The 23,930-nt window shown below is 48.9% G+C and carries 15 protein-coding genes; 1 reads left to right on the top strand and 14 read right to left on the bottom strand.

Annotated features, from left to right (window positions below; translation table 11 throughout):
• Positions 1-24: 24 nt before the first annotated feature.
• From AC0THY_RS05145 to AC0THY_RS05095, 11 genes are all read right to left on the bottom strand, one after another.
• Positions 25-1,512, bottom strand: coding sequence for a SpoIIE family protein phosphatase (locus tag AC0THY_RS05145; RefSeq protein ID WP_489993389.1), 1,488 nt, complete (start codon positions 1,510-1,512; stop codon positions 25-27).
• 208 nt (positions 1,513-1,720) lie between these two features.
• Complete coding sequence (locus AC0THY_RS05140) at positions 1,721-2,023, bottom strand: FtsB family cell division protein (RefSeq protein ID WP_489993388.1); 303 nt, start codon at positions 2,021-2,023, stop codon at positions 1,721-1,723.
• Between the two features lie 30 nt (positions 2,024-2,053).
• On the bottom strand, positions 2,054-2,503 hold the full coding sequence (yabQ, locus tag AC0THY_RS05135) for a spore cortex biosynthesis protein YabQ (RefSeq protein ID WP_489993387.1): 450 nt from the start codon (positions 2,501-2,503) through the stop codon (positions 2,054-2,056).
• Positions 2,504-2,506: 3 nt separating this feature from the next.
• Positions 2,507-2,788 carry a sporulation protein YabP gene (yabP, locus tag AC0THY_RS05130; RefSeq protein ID WP_489993386.1) on the bottom strand — a complete coding sequence of 94 codons (282 nt, stop codon included), beginning with the start codon at positions 2,786-2,788 and terminating at the stop codon, positions 2,507-2,509.
• 69 nt (positions 2,789-2,857) lie between these two features.
• Positions 2,858-3,097, bottom strand: coding sequence for an RNA-binding S4 domain-containing protein (locus AC0THY_RS05125; RefSeq protein ID WP_489993385.1), 240 nt, complete (start codon positions 3,095-3,097; stop codon positions 2,858-2,860).
• A gap of 221 nt (positions 3,098-3,318) precedes the next feature.
• On the bottom strand, positions 3,319-3,597 hold the full coding sequence (locus AC0THY_RS05120; RefSeq protein ID WP_489993384.1) for an HU family DNA-binding protein: 279 nt from the start codon (positions 3,595-3,597) through the stop codon (positions 3,319-3,321).
• Positions 3,598-3,751: 154 nt separating this feature from the next.
• A complete protein-coding gene (locus tag AC0THY_RS05115; protein WP_489993383.1) occupies positions 3,752-4,267 on the bottom strand; it encodes a MazG nucleotide pyrophosphohydrolase domain-containing protein in 516 nt (171 codons plus the stop codon).
• A gap of 1 nt (position 4,268) precedes the next feature.
• Positions 4,269-6,002 (bottom strand): phospho-sugar mutase, encoded by a 1,734-nt coding sequence (locus AC0THY_RS05110; RefSeq protein WP_489993382.1) that lies wholly within the window; start codon positions 6,000-6,002, stop codon positions 4,269-4,271.
• A gap of 51 nt (positions 6,003-6,053) precedes the next feature.
• Positions 6,054-7,037 (bottom strand): CotS family spore coat protein, encoded by a 984-nt coding sequence (locus tag AC0THY_RS05105; RefSeq protein ID WP_489993381.1) that lies wholly within the window; start codon positions 7,035-7,037, stop codon positions 6,054-6,056.
• A gap of 146 nt (positions 7,038-7,183) precedes the next feature.
• A complete protein-coding gene (locus AC0THY_RS05100; protein WP_489993380.1) occupies positions 7,184-8,518 on the bottom strand; it encodes a CCA tRNA nucleotidyltransferase in 1,335 nt (444 codons plus the stop codon).
• A gap of 117 nt (positions 8,519-8,635) precedes the next feature.
• Positions 8,636-9,460, bottom strand: coding sequence for an undecaprenyl-diphosphate phosphatase (locus AC0THY_RS05095; protein WP_489993379.1), 825 nt, complete (start codon positions 9,458-9,460; stop codon positions 8,636-8,638).
• 319 nt (positions 9,461-9,779) lie between these two features.
• On the opposite strand from AC0THY_RS05095, the gene AC0THY_RS05090 reads away from it, so the two are divergent.
• The gene (locus AC0THY_RS05090) at positions 9,780-9,980 is read left to right on the top strand and encodes a cold-shock protein (RefSeq protein WP_489993378.1); all 201 of its coding nucleotides are present in this window, start codon (positions 9,780-9,782) and stop codon (positions 9,978-9,980) included.
• Positions 9,981-10,159: 179 nt separating this feature from the next.
• On the opposite strand, the gene AC0THY_RS05085 is transcribed toward AC0THY_RS05090, so the two are convergent.
• The 3 genes from AC0THY_RS05085 to hflX form a co-directional block, all read right to left on the bottom strand.
• Positions 10,160-19,036: an InlB B-repeat-containing protein gene (locus AC0THY_RS05085; protein WP_489993377.1), complete on the bottom strand. Its 8,877-nt coding sequence runs from the start codon at positions 19,034-19,036 to the stop codon at positions 10,160-10,162.
• A gap of 726 nt (positions 19,037-19,762) precedes the next feature.
• Positions 19,763-22,132: a ribonucleoside triphosphate reductase gene (locus AC0THY_RS05080; RefSeq protein WP_489993376.1), complete on the bottom strand. Its 2,370-nt coding sequence runs from the start codon at positions 22,130-22,132 to the stop codon at positions 19,763-19,765.
• 396 nt (positions 22,133-22,528) lie between these two features.
• Positions 22,529-23,776: a GTPase HflX gene (gene hflX, locus AC0THY_RS05075; protein ID WP_489993375.1), complete on the bottom strand. Its 1,248-nt coding sequence runs from the start codon at positions 23,774-23,776 to the stop codon at positions 22,529-22,531.
• Positions 23,777-23,930 lie beyond the last annotated feature (154 nt).

The following is a 23,930-nucleotide window of genomic DNA, read 5'->3' as shown; positions in this document are numbered from 1 at the left end:
AAAATGCAAGAATAAACTGTTCTGTTAACTTCTCCATAAACCTCCCACCAGCACAGTCATATCATCCACGGCCCTGCAGTGCTGGTACAATAATACGCTCTGAAGAATTGCCCTGGCCATCTCCTGGGCATTGTCTGTCCTTTGCTTTAAAATTACATCCTTTAGGATTTCCTCCGCATTTTTAGGCGGAAGTGCATCCAGCACCCCGTCCGACACCATGATCACAAAGTCCCCGGGTTCCAGTTGTTTTTTGGTGCTTTCATAGTCCAGAGTCTGCAAAAATCCAATGGGCAGACTGGTAGAAGAAATGGCCTCTACCCAGTCTCTCCGCTTCAGAAAGGTGGTGGAGGCTCCGATCTTCAGCAGCTCACACTCCCCGGTATACAGGTCCACCATACACAGATCCACCGTGGAAAACATCTGGTTGGTATTCTGCAGCATCATGGTGGAATGGATCATGTGCACTGCCGTCTCCTTGCCAAAGCCGGCATGCAGAAACTGTTCCAGCAGCTCTATTACCGTCTCGCTCTCCTGGCAGGCGCCGATCCCCGATCCCATCCCGTCTGAGAGGCTCATAATCATCTGACCATTTTCTTTGCGGAACATGGAAAAATTGTCCCCTGAGACCAGCTCTCCCTCCTTTGTAACCTTGGCCACCCCGTTCAACATGCAAAAAGCCGGCTCTGCCAAAAAGAGCACGGTACTGTAATCTCTGTTTATGATTGTCCGGCTGTCCCGGTCAGGCACCATGCGCTGGCTGCAAACCTCGGAAATGATGGCCGCCACTTCCCTGGTGGACACACATCTGCCCTTGCGGTTGGTACGCATGGTGATAAAGAGCTCCTGCCTGTCCGCATCCTTTCCCGAACCGCGGATATCCCTCATGAGAATTCCGTGCATGCGCAGCTTGATGTCAATCTGTTTCTCAAGCCCTGGGTCCACATGTCTCACATCATAGATGGTGCTGGCCGCCCGCTCCATAATAGATGCAGTCTCATAAAGCTGCTCCGCCACCGCTTCCCTGTTTTCCAGCAGACGGTTGCTCCACATCAGGTTCAGCTTCGCAATGCGGAAGCTCTCCATCATGGATGCCAAAAAGCTTGTCCCATTCATACAGAGTTCCAGAAAGGCCTCCTGCCTTCCCTGGTTCATCTCGTCTCCCTCTTCCTCGATGGCATGGAGCATTCCATATGCCCTGCGGTAGGTCCTGTAGTAGTTTTCCTCCCAGCAGAACTCCCTCTGGGGACATTGGCTGCATACATTTTCCTGCACCTCCTGAAAAATACCCCTCACATCATTCTCCGAAAAGCGCTCCTTTTTGCAAGGCATATGCTGAAAGGTATCTGCCAGGCGCACAAATGACTCCGCATACCGCTCCATGCGTTCTCTCCCAGGACCATCCGCATCCAGCACTGCATCCTCCCTGTAGCGTTCTGAAAAAGCCAGCTTGATTACATCCCAAATAACCCAAAGCAGGCTTACGATAAAGACAGCGATTATAAATTCCCCCATTGTTCCTGGACCTCCCCTGATACTTCTGCTGCTAATAGAGTATTATATCTGTGGGAACAGGAAATATCTGTCAAAATACCGCAGGGAAAACAAAAAATTTTTCGACATTTTCTTCGGTAAATCGTTACTGTTCACTGTAACGTAAAACCTTCACATTAAAACAGCCGCCTCAGAATCCGGCATTCTCCGGTCCTTCGGCGGCTGTGTCTCAGCTCTCGGGCTTAAAGATGATCTCATCCTTATAGGCCAGTCCGAGCTTGTCCTTGGCAATCTTTTCTACGTATTCCTTTGTCTGCATGTACTTTTCCAGGTTGGCAATCTCTTCGGTTCGGTCATTCTCGTCCTCAATCTGCTTTTTTAAGCTGGCCTCCTGCTGTGCGTACGCGGCATTCTTTGACACCAGCTTCTGGCTCTGGACAGTCAGACACACCAGCAGAACGGTCACTACGGCCGTAATCCCCATCATTGCAAGACGATTGCTTCCCCTTCTTCGTCTTTTTCTTTTTTTCATTGTGATCCTTCCTTATTAACTATCTTTTCCCTATTTTTTACATATTGTCATTTTAACCTCTTTTATCCTATTTTTCAATGTTTTTTGCGCTATTTTTCTCATTTTTTTTGATAAAAAGAAAAATGGGAACAGAAGAATGTGAAGAATCCACCTCACTGCACCTGTAACCAACTGCAGTACCCAAGAGACACCCTTTAAGATGTAACGGCTCACGCTCTTGTGATACAGCGCCATCCCCAGCAGAATAGCCGCCAGGGAAAATCCCCTCAGTGCCCCGCTATTCTTTACAAAAATTACACCAAAGGAGACAATCCCCGCTATACTCCAGTAGAGAAAGTCCTCCACAGCCAGCCAGAAGTTGCTGTGAAGAAACACTCTCCGAAATGCACGCAGCAAGTCATAGCCAAATAGAATCAAGATGCCGGTGGAGAGGGATATACCGAAGAATAGGAGTTCGCTTTTAATAACTTCGCTCATCATAGGTCAGCGGAATAAACGCCCCAGAAGCGATTCATTTTTTTCCTGATGTCCCCCGCTGGAATAGGTCAGGCTGTCTATCTTCCCCTCGATATCCACCTCGCCCTTTTCCAGAGTCAGCCGGTTCACATGCAGCTCCTGTCCCTTCACCATCAGCATCCCCAGCTCTGTCTCCAGAACGACTTCATTGACATCAAAAGAGAGCACATCTGATACCCCGCTTATCGTGCCGCTGTGCCTGCCTGATATGGTTACCTTGTGTGCTCCCTGTGTTTGTTTCTCATCCATGGGCTCTCTCCATTTTCCATCTTTCTAAGATTATATTACGGAGCTGCCCTATTTATACGCCTTTTTGATCTACAGATATCGGTAAAGTTCTTTGGCATCATCCTTCTTTACCGTCTCCTGAACATCCAGTACCTCCACCTTTACCGCCTTGGTACCAAACTGAATCTCAATAATATCCCCTGCCTTCACTGCCTGGGAAGCCTTGGCTGTCTTATCGTTTACCAGCACTCTCCCTGCATCGCAGGCTTCATTTGCCACCGTTCTGCGCTTGATCAGACGGGACACCTTTAAAAACTTATCCAGCCGCATACTTCATTCCTTTCCGCATTGCTCTTGTTATTACCCAGATAAAAAGGGATGCGCAAACGCGCGTCCCTTTTAAAGTTTATCGTAACTGTTCAGTATCTTCTCAGTTACATGCAAAAATCCATTTAAAATCACCTTCGGTGATGGGATTTTTGCACTCCTGAATCATTTTCTCACGGTCTGGGCAGTAAATGCGCAGACCTGCTGAATATTTACAGCTTATCTTATTTCTCGTTTACTAAATCCTTTAAAGCTTTACCAGCTTTGAATTTCGGTGCCTTGGAAGCTGCAATCTTCATGGGCTCGCCGCTCTGAGGATTTCTTCCCTCTCTGGCTGCTCTCTCAGAAACTTCAAATGTGCCAAAACCAACTAATTGGATTTTCTCGCCTTTCTTTAACTCTTCAGCAACAACATCTGTAAAAGCCTTTAAAGCCTTCTCTGCGTCTTTTTTAGATAATTCTGTTCTGTCAGCGATTGCTGCTACTAATTCTGTTTTGTTCATGGAAATTTCCTCCTCTGATTTCTCTTTTTGTTCTATTTTGCTTAAAACAAAATTCCATTTTCGTCAGAACCCCATCTGTTTCTCTACAGCGATTAAGTCCTTACGTCTATTTATAATCTTTTATGCCCCATTTGTCAAGGAATTTTCTAATTTTTCAAACAATATTAATTTGGCTTTCAAAGCCCTTTTCTCTGCGCTCTTTTAGCAGAAATTCCGCCACTTCCAGGGCTGCCTTTTCCTCCTCCTGCTTCTGCATTTCAAGCTCCTCAGGCGGTATTCCAGATTTTTCCAGAACCTTAATTTCGTCCCACCTGCGGACCAGCTCTCCATTCTCATCCCGAAAGCCTGTTTCAAATACATGCGGATGGCGCCTGAGCATTTTCTCACTCACCGCCTGCACCACATCCTCCATGGTAAACAGTCCTTCCTCCATGGCGATCTGACTCTGAAGCACCACCTGCAGAAGCAGGTCTCCCAGCTCCTCACAGAGATTCCTGGCGTTCCCTGTCCGCTCAAAGAGATTGACGGCGGCCACAGCCTCCGTCAACTCATGAATCATACAGGGCTTCAGACTGTCATGCGTCTGAGCCCTGTCCCAGGGACACCCCTCCTCTGAGCGGAGTTTTGCAACAATGCCGCAAAAATCGTCAAATGTGTAGTGTCCTTCCATTTTATAACATCCCGTTGATCATATCCAGCACCTGACTGCCGAGAGCCTCTGATTTCTCATCCGCGTCCTCTAGGGAGGTACCCTTTACACCGTAATAGAACTTTACCTTAGGCTCTGTGCCGGAAGGTCTCACGCACAGCCACGCACCGTCCGTCAGATCATAGTAAAGCACATTGGAGCTGGGCAGTCCCGTGGCAGTCACTTCCTCTGTCTCCAGGTCCAGGATCGTGTTCTTCTTGTAGTCCCTGGCTGAGGTCACCTTGTAGTCCCCGATCTTTGTGGGGGGATCGTTCCTCAGAGTCTCCAAAATCTCCTGGATCTTCTGAACCCCCTCGATCCCCTTAAGGGTGATGGACTTGATGGCATCTTTATAATAGCCGTATTTTTCATACATATCAATCATGGCATCCCAAAGGGTCTTGCCTTGGGTCTTGTAGTAGGCAGCTGCCTCACAGAGGGCCATGGTAGCCACGATGGCATCCTTATCCCTGGCATGGGTTCCTATCAGGCAGCCATAGCTCTCCTCAAATCCGAACATATATGTACCGCTGCCGTTCTTCTCGAATCCTAAAATCTGCTGTCCAATAAACTTAAATCCAGTTAACACCTCAATGAAACGCATACCGTACGCCCTGGCAATCACACCTGCCATGTTTGAGGTAACGATGGTGCTGATCACAGCTCCGTCCTCGGGAAGCCCTTCCTTTGCCTGTCTCTGGCTCAGCTCGTATTCCTCCAGCAGACAGCCCGACATGTTTCCGGTGAGGGTAATATACTCTCCGGACTTGGCGTCCTTCACATACACCCCCAGACGGTCCGCATCCGGGTCTGTGGCCAGCACTAAGTCTGCGTCCACTTCCTTTGCCAGCTTTAAACCCAGGGCAAACGCTTCCTCAGCCTCAGGGTTCGGGTAGCTCACTGTGGGAAACTCCCCATCCGGAAGCTCCTGCTCCTTCACCACATAGACATTCTCAAATCCCAGTTCCTTCAGCACTCTTCTGGCAGGAATATTTCCTGTGCCGTGAAGGGGGGAGTAGACAATCTTCAGCTCTTTTCCCATCTCTTTGATGGAATCCCAGTGTATTACCTGGCTCTTTAAAGCCTCGATGTATGCGTCATCAATAGCCTGTCCGATCACTTCATAGAGGCCGGCTGCCTTTGCCTCCTCCTTGTCCATGGTTTTCACATTGGCGTAGTCCGTGACCTTTTTCACCTCAGCCATAATTCCCACGTCATGGGGGGGCGTAATCTGAGCGCCGTCCTCCCAGTACACCTTGTAGCCGTTGTACTCAGGAGGGTTATGGCTGGCAGTGATATTGATTCCCGCGATGCACTTCAGAGTCCGCACTGCGTAGGAAAGCTCCGGCGTGGGGCGCAGGGATTCAAAGACATATGCCTTGATTCCATTGGCTGCCAGACACAGAGCTGCCTCATCCGCAAATTCCGGAGACATGCGTCTGGAATCATAGGCGATGGCCACTCCTCTCTTGCCGGCATCCACAGAGGCAATATAATTTGCCAGTCCCTGCGTCGCTTTTCTAACGGTATATACATTCATTCGGTTTGTGCCTGCCCCTATGATACCTCTCAGACCCGCGGTTCCAAATTCCAGATCTGCGTAAAAACGTTCTTTTATCTCATTTTCATCATTAGCGATTTCCTTCAGTTCTGCTTTTGTGGCTTCGTCAAAATATGGATTTTCCAGCCACTCCTGGTAAACCTTCCTGTAGTCCATTGCAATACCTCCTGGATAATTTTTCTTGTGTTCATTATATAATAAATCCCCCTATAAATCTAGTATTTTCAAAAATGCTTCCCGTTTTTGCTGCTGGTCAATCAGCATGGTCAACTTTTCGACATTTTTCCCCGGAATCCAGGCTTTATTGTGGTTGTAATAGTGGTTTGCCAGCTTCCAGAATTTTTCCGGGTAGGCCAGGCGCACTTTTAGATACTCACGCTCCCGCTTGCCCAAGCTTAAAATCCGGTCATATTCCTCCAGCATCTTAAACCCGATCCTGGGATTCCAGCTCTGCTTTTCCAAAATTTTGCGCATGAACTGGTATAGATCACCGCACTGCACATCATACCGGCAGCGGTTAAAGTTGGTGGTGGCAGTCCCCCTTCTCGTATTCAGAATCTGATGCTGGTTGTAATCCCCGTGGCAGAGTGTTCCCCTCAGCAGGGCCTCCTGACGCATTGCGTCGTACTCTGAATCCTCCAGTGCTGCCCTGGCCTCCACAGCCTGTTCAAAAAACATGGAAAAGCTATTCAGATACAGGCTCTCAAAGTCATTTTTTCTCCGCCGGTCCCGCATGAAGGACCGCACCTTCTTAATCTCCCTGTTTCTGCGTTCATACTCTTCCTTTAAAGAGATTTCCACATATGGTTCTTCCGGATTCTCCTCCGGTATGCAAAGCAGCAGATGCAGATGTGCCAAATTTCGAATGGCAGACAGGATGTCTTCATCATTCTTCGTATCGCATTCTCTGCCTTCAAACCAATCCTTGACCACATAGGCCGTCTCGTCCCTGTCCAAGGTCACCAGATTGCCCTCTGCATTTTCCACAACCATATCGACCAGTTCATACCCCTGATCCTTTAGGTGCTGCAGCACCCTGTTCTGAAAATGCAGCCGGTTTCCGGAGCCTGAGAATTCTGTCACGAGCTTTAGTCCCTGGTCTGTTTCGCAAATAAAGGAGCCGCGGCCCCGTCTTGTACTGATTATCTTCAGGTCATACTGCTCCAATATTTTCAGCCCTCTTTCATTCACTCCAATCCCCCCACTCGACTGTTCCCTCTATCTTATGCCCCCCGGAAAACAAATATGCAGAAAAAGGGAACCACTGTTTCCAGCAGTTCCCTTTCATAAAATATATCTGCAGATATGGCCAGTGCCATGTAATAAAAGTCTTTTCACTACACCCCACGCAGTTGTCTGGCATAGTCAACCAGGTACTCCTTAGTATTGTGCTGCGGCTCCTCCAGCACATGCTCCAAAAGCCTGTCTAAGACCTGCCCTAACTGAGGGCCGGGAGCCATACCGTCCTGAATCAGATCCCTGCCTGTCACAGCCAGATCCTTCAGGCAAAGACACTCCTGCCGTTCCAGAATCTTCTGGTAGAGCCCTCTCACCTGTCTAAGCGTCTCCAGCTTTTCTGTCCTCCGGTACTCACTCTGTGCCAAAATATCCGCTCTTTGCACCTCCAGAAGCGGAAGGAACAGCTCCTGTCCCACCCGATTGACCATCCTGCGCACGGACCGGTCCGTCAGGCTGTACCTCAGGTCGTGGTAGCGCACCAGCTTCGTAACTCTGCGCAGAGTCTCATTATCCATCCTCCACCTGCGCAGGATCTCCCCTGCCATCTCCATGCTCACATCCCCGTGGCCGTAAAAGTGATCCCTGCCCTCCTCATCGGTGGAGCGAACCATAGGCTTTCCCACATCATGCAGCAGTACAGACAGCCTTTGCACCTTCTCCGACCGGATATGTCCAAGCGCCTTCAGTGTATGTTCTCCCACGCTCAAATCGTGATGGGGAGTATTCTGTGCCGTGTCCATCATGGCATCAAACTCCGGGATAACTACCTGCGTGATTCCCAGCTCCCAGGCTGTCCTTAAATACTCCGGGTGGGGAGAACACAAAAGCTTTATCATCTCCACCTGTATCCGCTCCGCGCTCACCAGGCTTAAATTCTCTGCCAGTTCCCGCACAGCCTCTTTTGTCCGGTGATGAATTTCAAAGCCCAGCTGCGCCCCAAAGCGAACCGCCCGCAGGATACGCAGGGCATCCTCAGAAAACCGCTCCCTGGGTTCCCCCACACAGCGGATGATCCCCCTTTCCAGATCCTCCATTCCTCCAAAAGCATCCACCAGCCCCTGGCTCTCACTGTAGGCCATGGCGTTGATGGTAAAGTCCCTGCGCTTTAAGTCCTCCTGAAGGCTTGCGGTAAAGACCACTTCCCTGGGATGGCGGCCATCCTCATACTCCCCGTCAATCCGGTAGGTAGTCACCTCATAGCCTTCTCCGTTCATCAGCACCGTCACTGTGCCGTGCTGAAGGCCCGTATCCACGGTTCGTTTAAAGAGTTCCTTCACCTGATAGGGATTTGCGGAGGTGGTGATGTCCCAGTCATCCGGTTCCCTTCCCAGGATGGAATCACGTACACACCCACCTACTGCATAAGCCTCATATCCCTTTTCCTCCAGTATCCCGATGATTTTCTTTACCTCTCCCGGAAGCAAAATCTGCATGGCAGCTCCTCCTGTTCTTATCCAGTCTTCTAATTCCTTTTTATTTTACTTAGAATCCCGTTTTCTGTCCACAGCCATTTTCACAAAAAACTACCTCCTGCGGTATGCGGCCACAACTCATCGCAGCATAAAAAATGCCAGTACCACAATTCCCAGCACGATACGATACCACCCGAACACTTTAAAGTCATGCTTGCGTATATAACTGAGCAGGAATTTTATCACCAGAATAGAAACCACAAAGGCCACTACCATACCAACCAGCAGAACCATCAGCTCCGGCGCGCTGAAATCCAGTCCATACTTGACCAGCTTCAGCAGGCTGGCGCCAGCCATTACGGGCACCGCCAGGAAAAAGGTAAATTCCGCTGCCAGGGTTCTGGAAAGTCCCAGCATGATCCCGCCCAGTATCGTGGCTCCTGACCGGGAGGTTCCCGGAAATACAGCTGCAATCAACTGAAAAATGCCTATGTAAAAGGCTGTCTTATAGGTAATCTCTCCTATGGTGGTGATCCCTGCGTTTTTCCCTGCATTTCTGTTTTCAATCCAGATAAATGCAACACCAAAGAGAATCAGCATGGCCGCCACTGTTTGGTAATTGTAAAACAACGCGTCAATCTGCTCCTCAAACAACAGTCCAATCACAGCAGCCGGAACACAGGCCACAATGATTTTAAACCACATAGAAAAGATGTCTGTCTTGATGTAAGGCTTCTCTTTGAAAGAAAAGGGAAACAGCCGGTTCCAGAACAGCACCACCACGGCCAGGATTGCCCCCAGCTGAATGACCACCAAAAACATGGAGAGAAACTCCTTTGACACATTAAGCTTAACCAGCTCATCCAAAATAATCATATGTCCTGTACTGCTGATCGGCAGCCACTCTGTAATTCCTTCCACGATTCCAAACAGAATAGCCTTCAAAATCTCAATAAAATCCATCTCATACTCCTCTTTTCTGCTTTTTGTTGTGACAATGCAATCACGTTTATCATAGTATATAGAATGTGGTGAGACAAGCCAAATATTCTTATTATTTTCTGAATCTTCCCAAACACAAAAAATTCACAAAAACACGAAAAGTACTTGACAATCTCTAGTGCAAAAGCTATAATAAGGACGTATCGAGGATTTATTGGATGTAAAGTAATTCACTAGTTATTAGAGATTATATTTAACACCTATATAATCTGTAATAACTGGTGGATTTTTTTATTTCAAAGTCCGCAACATTATATTATTTTAAAATGGAGGTACCATCATGAACAAAGGTACAGTAAAATGGTTCAACGCAGAAAAAGGTTACGGATTTATCACAGGTGAGGACGGATCAGATGTATTCGTACATTTCTCCGCTATCCAGGGTGATGGATTTAAGTCTCTTGACGAAGGTCAGGAAGTTTCTTATGATTTAACAGAAGGCGCTCGCGGAATGCAGGCTGCTAACGTAGTTAAAATGTAATTGATTCTCTTGGACGAATATAAAAAGGCTGCCTATGGCAGCCTTTTTATATTGTCTTGAAATAAATGACAAACTTTACAAAATTTATCCGGTGCATTTCGCACATATGCCAGTATATTTACATACACAGGCAGGGCAAAATTTCTTTTGCCCTGCCCAGCAGCCCATATTTCAGGGGTTTATTTTACTTTTACGCTCTTCTTCTGGCCTTTGCCTTTGAATATCTTGGTGTAGGCTTTTTTCTTTGCCTTTGGAACTTTGATCACTGCCTTGGAGGAGATGCCCTTCAGCGCTGATTTTCCAACGGCTTTCAGCTTATTGCCCTTCATCTGGATCGTTTTCAGCTTCTTATCTGCATAGAAAGCTTTCTTGCCGATCTTGGTTACATTTTTACCTACAATCACTTTGTTCAGTTTCTTCATTTTTGTAAAGGCATTGTCCGCGATGGAGGCAACTGTGCAGGTCTGGTCTTTCACTTTTACAGTGGAGGCTATGGTGATGGACACTGCTTTCTTATCCACTGGGCGGTAAGCTTCTACTATTTTCTTATCGGCATCCGTCACGCGGTATTTCACACCGTTTGATTCCACCATATCGCCCTTTTTCAGCTTCAGGGAATCCTGCAGTTTTTCCAATTCCTTTTTGGCCTTGTCAGCCTCTTCTTTGGCTGCTTTTGCGTCTTCCTGTGCCTTTTTGAGTTCCTCTGCCAGCTCGGCCTCTTTCTTCTCCGCTGCCTTTTTGTCCTCTTCCGCCTTAACCAATTTGTTCTCCAGGTCAGTGACAGAAGTCTGCAGATTATCTCTCTCTGCTTCCAACAGTTTTACTTTTGCATTGGCATTGTCCACTTCAGTCTGCAGATCTGCCGCCTTGTTCTGCGCCGCTGTCAGATCTTTTTCAAGCTGGGTGATGGTTGCTTTCAGGCTGGCGATCTGGTCATCCTTGTCGCCTTGATTCTCTTTCAGCTCTTCCAGTTCTCTCTTTGCGGTCTCCAGTTCCCCTGTCAGGCTCGTCACTTTACCGTTTGCGGTATCCAGATCCCCCTGCAGTCTGTTTGCTGTCTCTTTGGCTTCGTCCAGTTCCTTCTCTTTCTGTGTCAATGACGCGTTCTTCTCGCTCAACTGGCTCTCCAGATTCTTTATGGTCTCCTGAAGTGTGTTATTCTGTTCTTTGTAGACGCTCTCCAGGCCCTTAATGGCTTTTGCCAGATCATCAATCTTTTGGTTAATCTGGTCTTTTGAAACATCGTCCGCCTCGTAGAGGTCTCTGGCTGCTGTGAGGGCCTCGCTCAGTTTCTTATAGCTTGCCTCTGTGTAGTCAGCAGCTCTCAGGCCCGCCGCTATATCAATGGCTGCCTTTAAGCCCGCTTTCTCATCTGCACCAGTTACGTCTCTCTTCATCCATCCTGCATAAAGAGTCGTGTTGTCTGTTACCTTGTCTGTTTCAAAGTTCCATGGGGTAGTAGCATTTGCGTCTTTATACCATCCTGTAAAGTCATATCCCTCGCGGACAGGCTCTTCCGGTTTCACCAGCCTGCTGTCCTCAAGAACGGTCATAGGCGCCACTTCGCTTCCCTTTCCGGTATCGAAGGAAACAGTATACTCCTGTTTCTGCGCTTCCGCAGCTTTACGGATCACGATAAAGCTTACCAGGACGTCACAACTGTCATCGCCCGTCTTCAGAGGTCTCATATTCAGATCCACGCTACCGTCCGCTGCTACCGTCACGTTATCAAACTGTACCATGCCCGGTGTGCCAGAGATATGATAATCCTCGTGGATCGCCAGCTGTTCTTTCATGGCATCCGTCAGGGTTACTTCCGCATGACGCAGATCCCCTGCCCACTGTGACCAGGGATCGCGGAATCCAACTGCCACATGATAGGTTCCGGCCTCCAGAGCAAACCGGTAGGTCATGGTAATGTTGTTGCGTCCCGCTTTGAAGTTGCGGATCGTAGTGTAAGCGTCTCCGGATTCACTTACCTCCAGATCATCCGGATCGTTTGTAAAGCCCCATATTCCGTCATAAGCCTGATCGGAGGCAGCATTCTTCACGATTCCCTTGTTTGCCGCCATCATCAGTTCTGCTTTTGCAGTAAAGCTGGCTGCTCCATTGTCCACAAAGTATACGATGCCATCCGGGGAGGCGGTTACTTTTACCGTGATCTCCCGATCCTCAAGTCCTGCCAATACACCTCTCACTTCATAGGCTCCAACCTCTTCGGCTGCCAGCAGTGCTGCCAGATCTTCCTGGTTCCAGCTTACGTTAGTGTTAAAGGTCTCCTCATTTACCGTTACATTGATATTACCAGGCATGTTAAATGGCTGCTCCAGATAGTAAACAGGCATTTCGGTATTTACCTTCACAGGAGACTCTGTCCATTTTGCATAGAGGGTCATGTCTGTGATCGCTGTATCTTCCGCAAAACTCCACAGCTTCGTCAATTCTTCATCGCTATACCATCCTGCGAAGGTATAACCTCTTCTCACCGGAGACTCCGGTTCTGTGATAAAGGCAGAGTCGATGGGCACTTTCTGGGCCTCGACTTCTGAACCGCCCATAGAATCAAAGGTGATGGTATAAGTGGTTCCCAGTCTCCAGTTTGCCGCAAAGACCAGGTTGCCGGTCGTTCCAGTCAGTACCGTCATACGGATCTGCGGATCGGAAACGGTGTCACTGGTCCATCCAAGGAAGGCATATCCTTCTTTGACAGGATTCTTCAGGGTAAATGCCCTGTCCTCAATGGTATAAGTAGCCGGGTTTCCGCTGACGGTTCCGCCGCCCAGCAGATACGTGATGGCGTAAGCAATTGCTTTGGTGTCACCCGATACGGTTACGCCGTATGCCGGCATAATGAAGGAGTATACGCCGTTTTCTTCGGTTACTTCAATTCCTGTGGCAGAGCTGTCCGCACTCTTTAGGATCACTGGAGTTTTGGCAAAGGTATATCCCTTCTGAGCCTGGAAGGTGACGGTAGCCCCTTCTTTCGCTTTTGCAGTCAGCAGATCCACATGCTCATCGGATGCTGCGATCAGGCTGCTCTCCTCTGTGGCTGCCTTTTTAAAGTTTACTGTGTATTCCTGTTTCTTGGCCTCATCTGCGTTTTCCGGAAGGAAGATGATTTTCGCAGCGCCGTTGACAGCCTCCAGTACGGTGACGGAAGCGTTGTTGGTTGCCTCCGCAGTGATCTCTCCTGCCTCCGCGTCCACATCCAGGCTCTTTGTGTCTTCATCAAACTGGGCCAGCACATCGGTGCCGTCCACTTTGATGGAGGTTACTACATAATCTTCCTTTGCTGTGATGGGCACATAGTATGTTTCGATCTCTTCGATTCCCACCCAGTTGCTGTCCTGTGGGATCACTGTGATACGGATCGCGGTGGTCTCCACTGCCTCTATGGGGATGTCAATCATCTGTTTTGAATCCGCCAGTGCCGGAACAGCCGGTTTACCGCCCACATATTCCACTTCTGTCCATCCGTCATGGGCTTTCACTGGGTTGTCTGCTCCCCAGTCCCTTACATTGCTGCATCCGGATGCCGTGGTATTATTGATTCGGCTGGCATCGATGACCCCGCCGTTGTCGCTGTAGTACTCAATCTTATAGTCCCTCGGCAGACGGACTTTGCTTGCGCTGGCTCCGTCTTCCTCCAGGAATCCAACGGATACTTTATTTACCGTGTATTTCTTCTGCTTCGCGTTGTCCGTAGTACCCTTTTCTCCAAAAGCCGTCACCACAAACGGTACATGGTCCTTGGCTCCCACCGCTGCCTCTGTGTTCGTATGGTACTGACCTCTCTCCCAGTCACTCCAGATCTTCTTGCTGCTATCGCTGCGGAACTCAACATTTCCGTCAGTGGTGAAGTGAGCATAATCCGTGCCCGCCACATAGGAGAAGGTACGCGGCCAGGAGGTAGTGGCATTGACGCCGTTTTCGTTCAGGGACAGGTTGGTTCCGACGGGTGTATTGTTGGCATCCTGGGTTGCACCATCCACGCGGACTTTTGCTTCCGCCGTATACTTACCCACGGTCCCTGTCACTTTCACGATTCCTTCTGCGCCAAAATCTGCATCCTTCAGATTCCAGGTGACATCCTTCTTTTCCACGTTGCCATTGCTGTAGTATACGGTTACCTGGGACGGAAGTACTGGATCTGAGCCAATCACAGTGGCTGCCGTCACCTGAACGATGCCGATCACATCACTGATCTCCACCGTCGCCCGCACACGGTCTCCGGTTTCCACTACGGTTCCGTACACGTTCAGCGTTCCATAAATATTCAGTGCGCTGCTTGAAATCTGATCCCACTTCACTTCCAGGATCTGATCGCCTACGTTGGTCTTCGCAACCACAGTTCCGGGCAGCATAGGTTTCTCATTCTTTGCTGTAGTGACAGAAACCGGATCGTAGCTGATGATTTCCATATCCACAGGATTAATAGTAAAGCTTGTCTTTAAGATACCTACATAATTTCCCGCTCCGTTTACGATTATCTGTGCGGTGCCCGGCTCCAGATTGTCGATGTACTCCAGTGTGTAGTCCTGATTTTCAACCAGGGTTACCGGCTCTGCTCCTTCGCCTGGCGTGTACACTACCACAGGCTTGGGTGTAATCTCAGAACCCGTATAATTTACAACCTTGTCCTCTTCCTTCAGCGTCACGGTTGTGTTGCCGCTGTAGAGTTCTTGCGCTGCACAGCGCACCCGCACTTCGGCTGCGGACATGTACTTGTTGGCAGTATCCCCGGCGGTGGTTGTTCCGTAAAGCCGGATATTCTTGGCCTCCACAGCTGAGAATGCTGCAATCTTCCACTCAGTGGCCGTACTCCATCCGTCGCCCTCCGCTACCGTCTTCCAGGATGTTCCATCCACACTGACATCAATGCGGTAAGCGGTTACCTTACCATTATTTCCGTCATTTCTCGGATAATAACGGACTGCGTCTATCTCTGTAACTTCCGCCAGCTGCATTTCAATGTAGCGGTTCTCCGGCTCGTTTTGTAAGTCAGCGGGGCCTACTCCGCCGCCCCAGTTGGAGTGCCAGATGGTATTTAAGTTATTATCCTTTGCATTGTTGACAGATCCGCCGCTCTCCACGCTGGGAGCCGTCAGGGTCATATTTCCAACCGGATAATCCCTGGAAGCATCCGATGCCACGCCGGTCACCACATTTTCCACGCCTAGGAGCACCTGATAGATGGCGCGTGTGGAGTGATCCTCTGATTCCATAAGGATGCGGATCACATTCTCACTGTCCTTCTCAAGGATCGTAAGGCTGGTATTATCTTTTCCCACTGCCTTGATATCCGCTGCAGTCAGATCGGTATTCTGGATTCCCAGGTAGCCCTTATCCAGTGATTCCTGATTTGCGATGCGTCCTCCTGCTTCCAGGGAAGCCAGGGCCGCCTCGCTGCCCACGCCAAAGGTGGGAACGCTGGTATTCATCTCCACTTCCGTCAGGGTAGTGGTCTTTGTACACTCGATGCGGTACCAGGTTTCAGAGATTGTCTGAACTGGTGCGTAAGTGCGGACGGTCACGCCATCTTCTCTGCGGTTGCTCACCTTGCACTCTGCCTCTGTCCAGCTCTCCCCATTGTTTCCGGAGGAGTAAACCTTGATGGTGTCTGAGGTGGGCGCCGTATCCTGGATATACAGGGTAAAGTTTTTCAGGACAACTGCGGTATCCAAGCGGAAATCCAACGTATCTTTTCCAGTCCATGCTCCATCTGTCTTTGACGTATTACCATCTCTTAACTTAGTCAGCACAGACGCCACATCACTGTCCATCTTACTGGACACGCCGCCAATGTATATCTCTGGCACCTGATAAATGGCATTGGTGCCATCTTTATAAGAACCACTGGTCACACGGATGGAAGCGGACACCGGCATGGTCTCGTCAAATACCGTTGCGGTACCCGTAATAATCTTTGTTCCAAGAGTTGCCGTCAGGTCCTCTGGCACATCCCATACTACCGGAAATTCTGCTGTCAGGACGGAACCGTCCGCGATCACTGCCGGTCTTGTCTCAGGAAGGCTAAGGGCAGCATCTTTTCCGATGGCCGCGGAATAGTTGAGGATGGCTGCCACTTTGTCAATCATGGTTACATTGACAGAAATCCTAAGGTTAACGTCCGCGATGGTTCCATAAACGGTAAAGGAATCCTGTCCTTCCGGAAGGGCATCCCAGGTAACCGCCTTGGTCTCCGTTGTATCATCTGAATAAATCACCTTGACTTCACTTGGAAGTACGGGCGTCTCGCCCTTCTTTACATATATATTTTTTGAAATTTCATAACCGTCTACTACTTTTCCGGTTACTTCCTTATCCTCCGCTTTGGTGGTTACCGTGGCGGCGGCAGATGCGTAGCCATTGGCAGCAGCGGATACAGTAAAGCTCCCCGCATCCTCTGTGGACTGCACAATTGCCATCAGCTTGCCTTTTCCGGCCTTTCTTGTGCTTTCTGTATAAGTGGTCACATCGTTCTGCACGCCATTATCCAATGCCATCAGTTTTCCATCACCCTCTACCGATACGGTGATCTCAGGCTCTGCGCTGTTGACAAATTTGCCATCTGTGTCAGTGACTTCAATGGTCACATAGCACAGCTCCCTGCCGTCGGCTGTGATCTCTGTGTGGTTGGCTTTTGCCTGCAGTTTACTTGGGCTTGAAACAGTCTCCACATAGCTTCTGCCCTCTGTCTGGGTGATCTGTGTCACGCCGTCCTTCTGGAATGCCTTTGCTTCCAGTTTGCCTTCCTCGTAAGGCACATTGAAGGTTGCATACAGGGAAGTATGGCCGCTCGCCTTGCCGCTATCAAAACATCCTGTACCTGTGGTGTAATTCTGATAACCGCCGGTGGGAGTATCGGTCACTTTGGCTGTAGCCGTTCCCACTTCCTTGCCGTTCAGATACAGCTTGATCACAGGCGCGTCGCTGTATACTACAACTTCTGTTTTTCCTTCCTTGTCAAGCATAATCTCCTCTTCGTTCCAAACTGGAAGTACATGGAGAGTATTCACATTCTCATTCCACTGACTCTGGTAAAGATAGAAGCTGTCCTTGGGGATGCCTGCACTATCCACTATACCAAAGTAAGAGCTCTTAGACACATTCGGCCAGGTTCCATTCGATCCTGTGCCTGTCCAGTTATAGGGAGTGGGCTCGCCCAGGTAATCAAATCCGGTCCAGACAAATTCACCTGCATTGAATGCCTGCTGCATAGTGATCCACATGGCATTGCTTGCCTGATGCCCCCAGCCTACACAGCTCTTGTCATAAGAAGTCAGTCTCCTGTCCCCGATACCCCCATCGCTGTTGCTGTTTTTCCGGTCATATACGCCGCGGCTGTTTACAGAGGAGGCTGTCTCAGAACCGTATACCATCCAGCCATAGTTGCTGTAACCCGTATTGATATTTCCGCTGCTCCCATAGTTGTAGCCGATGATACCTCCGGGAAGGCCATAAGACTCCGCCCGGGCTATCACTTGTGCGGTACTGATGGCAGTGGAGTTACCGCTCTTTACCTTATTGTCACCGAAGGTAACATAGTGGGTGGTATCCTCCTCTGCGATCCAGGTCATCAGGTCTGCTGCAATCTGTGGATACGTGCTGGTATCCGCGCCGCCGATCCCCTCAAACACCTCGTTTCCGAGGCTCCACATGATAATGGAAGGGCTGTTGCGGGCTCGTTTTACCATCTCTTTGACATCAAACTCTGCCCACTGCTCACAGTCCTCTCCACCCACAATCTGATTGTCCTCTTCCAGTGCTGAGGCAAACCATTTTGCATAATCATTGGAGTTGCCGTTTTTGCTGTGAATCCAGCAATCAAAAGCTTCGTCAATGAGCATCATGCCCTTTTCATTGCAGATATCGATCAACGCCTGAGACGACGGATTGTGGGTCACACGGATGGCATTCACGCCCATCTCTTTCATGGTCTCCACCTGGCGTTCAATGGCGCTGTACCATGCCTCAGAGCCAAGGGCGCCCTGATCATGGTGCATACAAACACCCTTGAGTTTGACATTTTCCCCGTTCAGGAAAAATCCGTTGTCCTTAGTAAAGGTTACCCAGCGGAATCCAAACTCAGAGTCATAGGAATCTACAAGAACGTCATTTTCGAACACTTCTGTGCGTACCAGATATAGGTTGGGATTTTCCGTATCCCAGAGCTTGGGATTTTCCACGGTCAAAGTATCTTCAATATCTACAGATGCGCCTGGGGCTACTGTCTTTTCCTCTGTCTTTGTACCCGTGACTACCGGCTCTTTCCCGCCTTTTTCGAACACGGCCTGCTGCACGGACACAGAAATCTCTTCTGCTGTATCGTTCTCAACTGTAGCCACCACATCTACCGTGCCTGTCCCCTTGTCAATGTCGGGTGTGGTCACTTGCGTTCCGTAACGGGCAATATGTACCGGGTCTGTCACCGACAGATTCACATCCCGGTAAATACCACTTCCCGAATACCAGCGGCTGGACGGCTGCTTATGCTCCACCTTCACTGAGATCACATTTTCCTCGCCGCCAAACTTCAGATGCTCATTTGGAAGAACGAACGAAAAGGATGTGTATCCATAGGGATGCGTTCCCAGTTTCACTCCATTAATGTATACGGTGGCATTCATATATACACCATCAAAATCAACGCTGATCACCTTGTCCCGCATATCGCCTGAGAGTGTAAAGGCCTTCCGGTACCATCCGGTACCGCCCAGCACGTAACCGCTCTCCTGCTCCGCGGGAGCCGATGTGGTAAATCCTTGGTCAATACTGTAATCGTGAGGTAAGGTAACATTGTTCCAGGATGAGTCATTGTAAGACGCCGCCTCTGCACCGTTCACTTCCCCCAGATGAAAACGCCAGTTTTCATTGAATGAAACACAACGCTGGCTGGCATCATAAGAGTTCACATAAACCACTTCCGGCTGTGACTCTGTCTGTGTGGCAGCTGGCTGTTGGCCCCCTGCGGCTGCCACTTGCATGTTGGCAAATCCGGTATTAAATACCATCGCAAATGCCAATACGCCACTCAAGCACTTTTTAATTTTCATAAACTTCTTTTCCTCCTTTTTCGTTTCATAGTTTCCGGGAACCTGTTCCCCTTAGCTTATAAGGGAATTGGATACCCATTTTATAAAAATCCCCCGCCTTTGGAGGAGATTTTTTGTTACCTGAAAAACTGGTTGCCATTTTGCCTGTATAATTCATATTGATTGGGATTCCTCCGTTTATTGACCTGGATAAAAAATGCGGGACCAATAAAATCTAGGCTGATCTTCCCGCCGCAGGACAGTGAGGCTTGGATGTTGGAATATAATGTGAGAACTTTCTGAAACGCTCTAATAAACGTGAGAAATGTTTGTTTCTCATATCCTTATTTACTTTTTGGATAATATTTACTTTTCAAAGTCCAATACCAACAAGCCTGTGTGCTTAAGCAAGTGCACAGGCCAGAATGCGAATACTGGTTTGCAATAAAAAATATTGCAAAATCTTTGATGATATATTGTACTTTTTGTCAATATTGACAGTATATATGATATGCATTTAAGAAAACATAGAATATTTTTTTCTTCTCATTGAAATTTTTAAGCTGTTATTAGTCATTTGCTACAATTTAGGGCTTTGTATTTATCATAATTGCTGAAATGGCAGGTTATGTAGTCTCTTTTTTATATCATAGGGAATTCCGAAGGGCTTTCCTATGATATAAAAAAGGCTGCCGCACCTATATTTCTCCGTGCGACAGCCTCTGCTGTGTATTTTCTATTTTATTCTTATCTGTTATACTGCTCCACATACCGTTTTATATTGGAAGCATTTACATATTTTTTCGCGTGCCCCTCTTCCACTACCACAAGAGTAGGTGCCTGCATGATTCCGTATTTACGGGCAAGTTCCTGGTTCTCCTCCGCGTCGATCAGCTTGTAGGACTCATCTTTGAGCATCTCTCTGGCAATCTTGCAGTTGGGGCAGGTCTTTGTGGTAAATAGGTACTTCTTACCACTCACCGGCTTGATGTCCACATCGTCCTTGGATACTGTCACAATGCTGCTGTGCACCTTCTTCAGAGTGGAGCGGCCGATATCGTAAAGCTGACGGTTTTTGTACTCCTGAGTCTTTCCGTCGTTCCAGTTCTGGACCGGACGGTAGTAGCCCGTAATGCGGCTGTATACCTCTGCCGGTTCTCCGCAGTGAGGACAAGTGAAGTGCTCTCCCGCGATATATCCATGGGTACTGCACACGGAATAGGTGGGTGAGAGCGTATAGTAGGGCAGTCTGTAATTGTCAGCGATTTTCTTCACCAGGCTGGCCGCTGCCTTCCAATCAGGCAGCTTCTCGCCCAGAAATGCGTGGAATACCGTACCTGAAGTGTACAGAGTCTGCAGCTCATCTTGAATGTCTAAAGCGTCAAAGATGTCCGCTGTAAACTCCACTGGCAGGTGGGAGCTGTTTGTATAGTAGGGCGTATCCCCCTCTTTTCCGGCCGTCTGAATCTGGGGCCAGCGCTCTCTGTCATGCTTAGCCAAGCGGTAGGTGGTGGATTCCGCAGGTGTTGCCTCCAGATTGTACAAGTCTCCGTACTCTTCCTGATACTCTACCAGGCGCTCTCTCATGTGATTGAGCACATCCACGGTAAACTTCTGGGTTTTCTCATCCGTCAGATTCTCTCCCAGCCATACAGCGTTCAGTCCCACCTCATTCATTCCGATCAGGCCAATGGTTGAGAAATGGTTTTCAAAGCTGCCCAGATATCTCTTTGTATAGGGGTACAGGCCCTCATCCAGCAGCTTGCTGATCACATCCCGCTTAATTTTCAAAGATCTGGCGGAAACATCCATCATGTGGTCCAGTCTCTTGTAAAAATCCTTCTCATTTCTGGAGAGGTAGGCAATTCTGGGCATATTGATGGTCACTACACCCACGCTTCCGGTGCTCTCACCAGAGCCGAAGAATCCCCCTGTCTTTTTCCTCAGTTCCCTAAGATCCAGGCGTAGACGGCAGCACATGCTGCGCACATCGCTGGGCTGCATGTCACTATTAATATAATTGGAGAAATATGGCGTCCCGTATTTGGAGGTCATCTCAAAGAGAAGACGGTTGTTCTCTGTATCGGACCAGTCAAAGTCCTTAGTGATGGAGTATGTGGGAATAGGATACTGGAATCCCCTTCCATTGGCATCCCCCTCAATCATGGTCTCAATAAATGCCTTGTTTACCATATCCATCTCTTTTTTGCAGTCCTTGTAACAGAAATCCATGGGCTTTCCGCCTACGATGGCTTGTAGTTCCGCCAAGTCATCGGGTACAGTCCAGTCAAGTGTGATATTGGAGAAGGGCGCCTGGGTTCCCCAGCGGCTGGGTGTGTTTACCCCGTAGATAAAGGACTCAATACACTTCTTTACCTCACGGTAGCTCAGGTTGTCTGCCTTAACAAAAGGCGCCAGATAGGTGTCAAAGGAGGAAAATGCCTGGGCCCCTGCCCATTCGTTCTGCATGATTCCTAAAAAGTTTACCATCTGGTTACAGAGCACTGACAAATGCTTGGCAGGAGCTGAGGTAATCTTTCCCTTGATTCCACCCAGTCCCTCTGTGATGAGCTGCTTTAAAGACCATCCCGCGCAGTATCCGGTGAGCATGGACAAATCATGAATGTGGATATCTGCATTTCTGTGAGCGTCCGCAATCTCCTCGTCATAGATCTCAGAAAGCCAATAGTTTGCCGTCACAGCACCGGAATTGCTCAGAATCAGTCCTCCCACAGAGTAGGTGACGGTTGAGTTCTCTTTTACCCTCCAGTCCTCCACCTTCACATAGCTGTTCACAATGTCCTTATAGTCCAGAATCGTAGACTTCATATTGCGGATCTTCTCCCGCTGCTTGCGGTAGAGAATATAGGCCTTTGCCACTTCCGCGTATCCCGCCTGCACCAGCACATGCTCCACGCTGTCCTGAATGCTCTCCACATCAATCAGATTGTCCTTGATCTTGCTCTGAAAGTCCGCAGTCACACGCAGTCCCAAAAGGCTCGTCATATCCTCATTGTACTGCATTTGCGTTGCGTCAAAAGCCTTGGCTATGGCCTCATTGATTTTTACTAAATCAAAATCAGCTACCTCTCCGTCTCGTTTTACTACCTTAAACATCTGCATTCTCCTTCCACACACCATTCTCCGGCGGCTGTTTACTTATCGTCTTCGGCTGTTTTACAGGCCGTTTTTCCATACCCTTATTTTCATGGCAGGGCAATTTTATCGGCCGGGCTCCCCAGCCCGACCGCCCCGAGTGATACATTACTGTTCACACGTTCACAGTAACATGCATAAATCCATGCAAAATCGCCTGCGGCGATGGGATTTATGCACCCTTGAATCATTTTTTCACGGTCTGAGCAGTAAATGCTCAGACCTGAGTGAACAATAACAGTGATATCATTGTACCAAATATTAGGAATGGAGTCAACGCCAAAAAACACTATATGTATGAACATATTATAACATATCACACAACATATAGTGCTTTTTGTCAGTTAAACCGACATATTAAAATGCAACATTGGAATAAATTTCCATTGGCACAAAGGCTTTTACATAGATTCCTTCCGGCCTGTACTCCTCCTCCAAAAGCTGTCCATGCCTGCGAATTAGCTGGATCAGGCCCGCTTTGTCATAGGGGTAAACCCGCTCAATTAAAATATTTTTATCCTGCAGTATTTTCTCCAAAACCATTTTCAAGGCGTTCAGGCCCTCACCCGTTTTGGCAGAAATTTCCAGTGTGTAGTCAGCCTTAAAGTCACGTAATGTCTCTTTTTCTAAAATCTTATCCTGTTTGTTAAACAGCGTCACCACTGTCTTATCTGTCACACCCAGATTTGCCAGTGTATCATATACCACAAACATCTGCTGCTCCATCTGCGCAGAAGCGGCATCCACCACGTGCAGAATCACATCCGCATATTTTGCCTCTTCCAGAGTGCTGCGGAAAGCCTCAATGAGGTGGTGGGGCAGCTTGCGGATAAATCCAACCGTATCGGTGAGCAGAATCTGTGCTCCCCCCTCCAGTTCCAGGCATCTGGTGGTGGGGTCCAGGGTGGCAAACAGCTTATCCTCCTGAAGCACCCCTGCATCAGTGAGCTTATTCAGGAGTGTGGATTTTCCGGCGTTGGTATATCCCACAATGGCTGCCACAGGCGCATGGCTTTTGCTGCGCTTCTGCCGCACTACCTCCCTGTGCCGCTTTACATCCTCCAGCTCCCTGTTCAGCTGGGCGATCCGGCTTTTTATCAGACGGCGGTCCATCTCCAGCTTTTTCTCTCCGGGACCTCTGGTTCCGATTCCCCCTCCCAGGCGGGACAGTGAGTCCCTAAGCCCCACCAGCCTCGCCAGACGGTACTTCAGCTGGGCCAGCTCCACCTGGATCTTGCCCTCGCTGGTGGAGGCCCTGGCCGCGAAGATATCCAGTATCACCAGGGTCCTGTCCATGACCTTTACCTCCAGCTCTTGTTCCAATCCCCTCAGCTGCGCTGGACTCAGCTCATCGTCGCAGACCACCCCGTCCGCGCCCAGATGCCTGACCAAGGCCTGCAATTCCTCGATTTTTCCTTTGCCGATATATGTGCCCGGGTGGGGCTGCTCCCGGTTTTGGATCAGGGTTCCCACCGCTGACGCTCCGGCTGTGGACACCAGCTCTTCCAGCTCTTTTAAGGATTCCTCTGTGTCATCCCCATCTTGAAGGCTGACTCCCACCAGAATTACCCGTTCCTCTATCTTTTCCAAATCATTTGCCTGCATTTTGTATCTCCTGCTCAATCATATTTGCAGTCAGTTGGCTGCATTCCATTTTCTTACTCTGCCTGCAGCGAAAGTGGCTCCCGCATGTTCCATGACAGTCTAAGTGCAGTATACCACACTTTTCGGGATCATATATAGGCTATTTCTAACGATT

This window comes from Ruminococcus sp. 8Y-12, from assembly GCF_058119865.1.
This window is presented reverse-complemented; position numbering and strand designations above follow the sequence as displayed.